Here is a 5,092-nt window from a genome sequence, read left to right on the forward strand (position 1 = left end):
GCACGCGGATGCGCGCATCCAGGGCCTCGCGCGCGGACATGACGATAACCGGCGTGGTCACGCGAGACTGCCGCGCTTCGACGAGTACATCTATTCCATCCTTCCCCGGCAGACCGAGATCGAGCAGAACCAGGTCGGCCTCGTGCTCGCGCATGGCCGCCAGCGCCTCGTTGCCGTCGCGGAACCAGCTGATCGTATAGGCCAGCCGTTCCAGCGCCCTGCGAATGGCATCGCCGAGCTGGGCGTCGTCTTCGACGAGGATGATGTGCAAGGCGGCGACCCGGTGGCAGAGACGCCGATAGTATCCGCGCGCCGAGCTTAGCGCCGCCTTAGAGCACCCCGTCAACCGGCCTCGARGCGGGCGATCTCGTCCAGCCGCTCGTGGGCTCGGCATAGGGCTGCTCGTCGAGGTAGAGCAGGATCAGGGCGCGGTCGAGGGGTTCCAGGGTCTCGATGGCATGTGCCAGTTGGGCAAGCCGCTCGTCCGGCTCATCGATCGGCGTGCCGCCACCGAGCGTGTCGATCAGCGTCGCATCCAGTGGCTGCAGTCGTTCGCGTTGGCGTCGGGCATGCGACAGACCCACGTTGAGCGCCACGCGGTACATCCAGGTAGAGAACGAACGGCTTGTGTCGTACCCACCGAACGATCGCCAGACCTGGAGCAGGATTTCCTGCGCAAGATCCCGCCGATCCTCCTCGCCATGGGCATAGATGGCCGCGACCTTGAAGACGATCTTGCGGTGTGTCTGCAGCAGCGCTTCGAAAGCGCGCCGTCGCTCGGCCTCGGCCATGAACCCCTCCTCTTTCCACCATGATTCGCGAGCGCGGGGAAAAAATCACACAATGGCCGGATTCTCCTGCCGGATGGGTTCATGTCTGCCACGCTCCCCGCACGCCTCCTCCTCGCCCTGATCGCCGTGGCCCCGGTCACGATCCAGGCGAAAGACACCTGGATCACGCCCGCCGAGGCGTCTTCCTTCCGCACGACACCGTCGTATGCCGAAACGCAGGCCTTCCTGCAGCGCCTCACCCAGGCGGCACCGGACACGATCCGCCTCGCGACCTTCGGCACGACGCCGGAGGGCCGGCCGATGACGGTCGTGATCGCAGCGAAGGACGGCGACCTGACGCCCGAAAAGGCCCGCGCGGCCGGCAAGCCCATCGTACTGCTGCAGGCCGGCATCCATCCCGGCGAGATCGAAGGCAAGGACGCGGGCCTGATGCTGCTGCGCGACTTTGCCGCCACCCATCGCCTGCCCCATCTGCTCGACCACGCCGTGCTGGTCTACATCCCCGTGTACAGCGTGGATGGCCATGAGAATTCAAACCCGTACAACCGCATCAACCAGAACGGGCCGGCCGAGATGGGTTTTCGTGGCCAGTCGCAATACCTCAATCTCAACCGCGATTACGTCAAGGCCGATGCGCCCGAAACGCGCGCGTGGCTGACACTCTGGAACACCTGGAAACCCGACCTGCTGATCGACATCCATACCACGGACGGTGCCGACTACCAGTACGACCTCACCTGGTACGCGGAGGACGCGCACAAGCTGCCGCCGTCGATCGCTGCATGGCAGAAGGCGGCCTACGAAGGCGACGCCATCCCGGCCTACGAGAAGCTCGGTCACCTCGCCGCGCCCTACCTGGAATTCCGCGACGGACGCGATATCACCAAGGGCATCGAGAACTTCGGTTCGGGCCCGCGCTTTTCCACGGGCTACGCCGCCATTCGCAACCGCGCCGGCCTGCTGATCGAAACGCACATGCTCAAGTCCTACGAGGTGCGCGTGCGTGCGACCTACGATGTGGTTCGCAGCGTGCTCGCCCACGTGAACAAGGAGCCTGCCGCCCTGCTCACAGCGTCGAAGGAGGCCGATCGCTGGGCTGAAGCGCTTTCCGCAAAGCCGGACGCCTCGCAGCCGGTGACGTTCAAGCAGGATCCGGCATCGACACCGTTCACACTCAAGGGCTACGCGTTCACGCAGACCAAGAGCGATGTCTCCGGGGATATCTGGGTGCAATACGACCCGAAAACGAAGAAGAACTACAGCATTTCGAACTGGAACGATCTGCTTCCGGACGTCTCGGCGTCGATCCCCGCCGCGTGGGCGATTCCGCCGCAATGGACGGACGTGATCGATCGCCTCGACGCGCATGGCATTCCGTACACGCGGACGACCACCGCCGTGCGCGTGCGCGCGGAGCGCGACGAGCTGACCGACCCGAAGTGGGCGGACAAACCTTTCGAAAGCCATCACATGCTGAAGGATGCACACATCGCTTCGTCGCGGGTCGATGTCGATCTCCCGGCCGGCACCATCATCGTGCGCGCGGACAATGCCGATGCCGTGCTCGCCCTGAACCTGCTCGATGCCCGCGCACCGGATTCCCTGCTCCGCTGGGGCTACTTCAATGCCGTGTTCGAGCAGAAGGAATACGGCGAACCGCGCGTGCTCGAGGCACTGGCACGGAGGATGATGGCGGCGAACCCGGCGCTGAAGACGGAGTTCGAGGCGAAGCTGAAGAACGACGCCGCCTTCGCTGCCAGCCCGCGTGCGCGCCTCACGTTCTTCTACGAACGCAGCCCGTGGTACACGGTGCAGAAGGTGGGTGTTTATCCCGTGGTTCGCCTGGATGCCGACGCTCTAAGGCAGTTGTAGGAGCCGCTTCAGCGGCGATTGGGCGCTCGCGGCAGCCTTGCCCGCTGCCGCGGGATCGCCGATGAATCGGCTCCTACAAGAGCGGGATTACGCGACCACCTCGAATGGTCGCATCATCTCGTTCGCCTCGTGCTCGGCGAGATGGCAATGCCACGCGTAGCGGCCGGCATAACCGTCGAATGTCGCGACGATGCGGGTCACCATGCCCGGGTACGCCTGCACCACATCCTTCCAGCCGCGTTCGTGCGGCGGCGGTTCCTGCGCCGGCCCGACATAGCGAAGGGTCTTTTTCTCCATGTACTCGTCCACGTCGTACGGGCGCCGGTCGAGGATCTGAAAGCGCACCAGATGCAGATGGATCGGATGCGTATCCTCGGTGAGGTTTACCAGGTTCCACATCTCGGTACTGCCGAGCTTCACCGTCTCCGTGACCGGATCGTGCCAGCGCTTGCCGTTGAGCAACATGAGCATGGGCGTGGCGACGCAGTCGCTGTATTCGTCAAGCGTGAGCTCGCGTGATTTCGACGCACTGGCTTCCGTGACCCGGGGCAGATCGCGCAAGATATCCGGCAGCCGGCTGTCGTCGCGAACGGCACCCTGCCCCACCGCGAAACGCATCAGCGGCAGCGCATCGTTCATCAATTCCACCGTGCCACCGCGCAACGCGGCGAAGTCGACGACGAGGTCGGCACGTTCACCCGGCGCAAGAAAAAGGGAGGTCACCTTTGCTGGGGCGGCCAGCAGGCCCTGGTCGGAACCGATAGCGTGGAATGGCCGGCCATCCTTGAATCGCAGATGGTAGAAGCGGCCGTTCGCCGCATTGAGCACGCGCAGTCGGTAGCGTCTTGGCTGCACATCGGCACGGGGCAGGATGGCCCCATTGACCAGGGTCAGGTTGCCGAATACTTCGGGTACCCACGGCGCATGGGCGTCACCCGAGTCCGGATAGTAGAGACGGCCGTCCGTGCGTAGCAGTCTGTCGGCCAGCACCAGCGGCAGCTCCTGCTCGCCGGAAGGAAGACCAAGCGACAACTCGTGTTCGTCGCGCAGAAGGTRGAGTCCCATCAGCCCGGCATACATGTTCAGCCGGTTAATGCCCATCGCATGGTCGTGGTACCACAGCGTCGCCGCGTCCTGGGCGTTCGGGTAATGGTGTTGGCGCGATTTGCCGGGTACGTACCAGTCTTCGGGATAGCCGTCGTCCTTATGCGGCACCTTGGCGCCGTGCAGATGGACGATGGCGCGCACCTCGGGCTGGTCGGCTTCGGCACCGCAGATGGCGTGGTCGACGGGAAGGAAGTGCTTCGTCGGCAGCGCATTCGCCCAGCGCACGTCGAAGGCCTCGCCGGTACGCGCCTCGATCGTCGGGCCGGGATAGTGCCCGCCATACGTCCACAGGTCAGTCGGTGGCAGATCGCGATGCAGCTTCTGCGCGGTCTGCGCCATGCGCACATCGAGCGTCTTGCCGGCAACGGGCCGCAGCGTGGGGGGAATCGGCAGCGGATCGACGAACGCTGCCAGCTTGCCCGGATCGACCAGGCCCGGCATGTGCGTCGTATCACCCATGGGGTGCATGCACAGGTCGTTGCCGACCTTGCCCACCGGCGCGGCCTGCATGCCGTGCATGTCATGTGCGAGGAGCCGCGACGGGATCCAACCCGCCGCGGCCATCCACCCCGCCGTCTTCAGGAAGCGACGGCGATCAACCATGCCCACCGTTCCCGAACGGCCACTGCGCACGCTTCGGCTGACCGGTCGACTCGTCGAGGATCAGCTTGCGGTCGAACAGGCGCGGGAAGAAGAAGTCGAACATGCTGTCGATACGACCGGCCGTTGCATCGGTGGAACCGCCACCCAGACGCTTGCTGTCGAGCCAGTTGTCTTCGATGAAGCGGGTGATCGAGCTCTGGTCCGTCACGCTGTGATCGACCATGTTCTCGCGTGCCCACGGCGACACCACCAGCAGCGGCAGGCGCGGACCGAAGCCGCAGCGACCCTGTGCCGGTGTCTTGCCATCCAGGCCCGGTAGCGTGACGCGTCCCTTACACACGCCGGCGCCGTCGAGCGCGTCGGTGGTGCCGGCCGAGGCGTTGGTGTGCGGCGGTTCCTGGTGGTCGTACCAGCCATCGGAATCGTCATAGGCGATGACGACGGCCGTGTCCTTCCACTCGCTGCTCTGCTGCAGCGTGTTGATCACGTGGACGACGAAGGCCTGTTCGTCCAGCGGATCGGAATAGCCGGCGTGACCGTCCTGGTAAGCCGGCGCCTTGAGGAAGCTCACCGCAGGCAGGTTGTCGGTATCGAGGGCGTCGTAGAAGTCCTGGATGTCGTACTGATGGTTAGCCACATCCGTCTTACCGATGGCGGCGATCGACGACGGCCGTGCGTGCGTCGGGTTGGCCGTGGACGGGTAGTACTGGAAAGGCGAA

The 5,092-nt window shown here is 64.9% G+C and carries 5 protein-coding genes; 1 reads left to right on the forward strand and 4 read right to left on the reverse strand.

All coding sequences use genetic code 11. The features are described 5' to 3' along the window. Both AC1DSN_RS18050 and AC1DSN_RS18055 read right to left on the reverse strand, forming a co-directional pair. Nucleotides 1-271 (reverse strand): response regulator (locus AC1DSN_RS18050; RefSeq protein ID WP_477332026.1); only part of this gene is annotated, 271 nt, incomplete at its 3' end. Nucleotides 272-329: 58 nt separating this feature from the next. Further along, complete coding sequence (locus AC1DSN_RS18055) at nt 330-791, reverse strand: RNA polymerase sigma factor (protein WP_477332028.1); 462 nt, start codon at nt 789-791, stop codon at nt 330-332. 81 nt (nt 792-872) lie between these two features. On the opposite strand from AC1DSN_RS18055, the gene AC1DSN_RS18060 reads away from it, so the two are divergent. Beyond that, nucleotides 873-2,663 carry a M14 family metallopeptidase gene (locus AC1DSN_RS18060; protein ID WP_477332029.1) on the forward strand — a complete coding sequence of 597 codons (1,791 nt, stop codon included), beginning with the start codon at nt 873-875 and terminating at the stop codon, nt 2,661-2,663. Between the two features lie 87 nt (nt 2,664-2,750). On the opposite strand, the gene AC1DSN_RS18065 is transcribed toward AC1DSN_RS18060, so the two are convergent. Together AC1DSN_RS18065 and AC1DSN_RS18070 are read right to left on the reverse strand one after the other, a co-directional pair. After that, nucleotides 2,751-4,373, reverse strand: a complete 1,623-nt coding sequence (locus AC1DSN_RS18065) for a multicopper oxidase family protein (RefSeq protein ID WP_477332031.1) — start codon at nt 4,371-4,373, stop codon at nt 2,751-2,753. Next, nucleotides 4,366-5,092, reverse strand: a 727-nt coding sequence (locus tag AC1DSN_RS18070) for an alkaline phosphatase family protein (protein WP_477332033.1), incomplete at its 5' end; no start/stop codon positions are given. The genes AC1DSN_RS18065 and AC1DSN_RS18070, both read right to left, overlap by 8 nt.

It is taken from the genome of Luteibacter sp. P4_D7_3, assembly GCF_056401735.1.